The 1,083-nt window shown below is 36.8% G+C and carries 3 protein-coding genes and 1 pseudogene; 2 read left to right on the forward strand and 2 right to left on the reverse strand.

Annotated elements, in window-relative coordinates; genetic code table 11:
• Both DV63_RS18205 and DV63_RS10590 read left to right on the forward strand, forming a co-directional pair.
• Positions 1-72: pseudogene (locus tag DV63_RS18205) on the forward strand (LutC/YkgG family protein); the annotation flags it as partial.
• A gap of 9 nt (positions 73-81) precedes the next feature.
• Positions 82-540: a peroxiredoxin gene (locus DV63_RS10590; RefSeq protein WP_000412946.1), complete on the forward strand. Its 459-nt coding sequence runs from the start codon at positions 82-84 to the stop codon at positions 538-540.
• Positions 541-770: 230 nt separating this feature from the next.
• Here the strand turns inward: DV63_RS10590 and DV63_RS18595 are convergent, their stop codons facing one another.
• Complete coding sequence (locus DV63_RS18595) at positions 771-905, reverse strand: HP0135 family lipoprotein (RefSeq protein ID WP_001222814.1); 135 nt, start codon at positions 903-905, stop codon at positions 771-773.
• A 78-nt stretch (positions 906-983) separates the two neighbouring features.
• A partial coding sequence (locus tag DV63_RS18210; protein ID WP_152477695.1) for a 3-deoxy-7-phosphoheptulonate synthase occupies positions 984-1,083 on the reverse strand: 100 nt, incomplete at its 5' end.

Raw genomic sequence — 1,083 nt, forward strand, 5'->3', positions numbered from 1 at the left:
ACAGCCGATATTGAATTAAAAACCGTTTTTGGGGTGCATGGACCTCAAAAAGTCGCTATCATTCTCTACTAAAGGATAAGAATGGAAAAATTAGAAGTGGGGCAATTAGCCCCTGATTTCAGGTTGAAAAACAGCGATGGCGTAGAAATTTCTTTAAAAGATTTGCTCCATAAAAAAGTGGTGCTGTATTTCTACCCTAAAGACAACACCCCCGGATGCACCCTAGAAGCCAAAGACTTTAGCGCTCTGTTTAGTGAATTTGAAAAGAAAAACGCCATTGTCGTAGGCGTAAGCCCTGATAACGCTCAATCGCATCAAAAATTTATCAGCCAATGCTCTTTGAATGTGATTTTGCTCTGCGATGAAGATAAAAAAGCCGCCAATCTTTACAAAGCTTACGGCAAACGCATGCTTTATGGGAAGGAGCATTTGGGGATTATCCGCTCCACTTTCATTATCAACACGCAAGGCGTTTTAGAAAAATGCTTCTACAATGTCAAAGCGAAAGGTCATGCTCAAAAGGTTTTAGAGAGTTTGTAGTTTAACCTTCAAGCTTTCACCCGTTTTAATTTTGGGCTTTTAGCCGTTCTCTTACTTTTAAAACTTGTTTTTTTAAATATTGTTTGATAATAAACTTCATAAGGGATAGGGAGTGTTTTGAAACCATTCCCCTTTAACAGCCCCTAAGATCGCTTTACAAAAGACGACCACCCACTAGCTTTTTTATTGCGTTTATTTTAAAAAATGCCTTTGAGTATTTTTACAATTTTTTATTTTTGCTCAGGTTGCCAAATGGTTTTTTCTGAAGGGGTGCTATCGGCCTCGTTTTGTAAAATTTGTTTTTTAGTTTCATGGCAAGCCACAAACAATAACGCTAAAATTACAGCTAAAAAAGAAATTCTCATTTCAAGCTCCTTCGAATATTAAAATGCTAACGATAATTATAAAGTAAAAGAGTTAAAAAAAGATTAATCTCTTTTTAACTAAGCACGCTGTTTTTTAAGCATGTCAGCGATTAAAAAAGCGAGTTCTAGGGCTTGGGTGGCGTTTAGTCTTGGATCGCATTGCGTATAGTAATGGCAG

This window comes from Helicobacter pylori FD535 (assembly GCF_000296015.2).
Taxonomy (GTDB): domain Bacteria; phylum Campylobacterota; class Campylobacteria; order Campylobacterales; family Helicobacteraceae; genus Helicobacter; species Helicobacter pylori_CT.

Coding starts and splice junctions, on each gene's coding strand:
- DV63_RS10590 (WP_000412946.1), top strand. CDS start 82: ATGGAAAAATTAGAAGTGGGGCAATTAGCCCCTGATTTCAGGTTGAAA.
- DV63_RS18595 (WP_001222814.1), bottom strand. CDS start 905: ATGAGAATTTCTTTTTTAGCTGTAATTTTAGCGTTATTGTTTGTGGCT.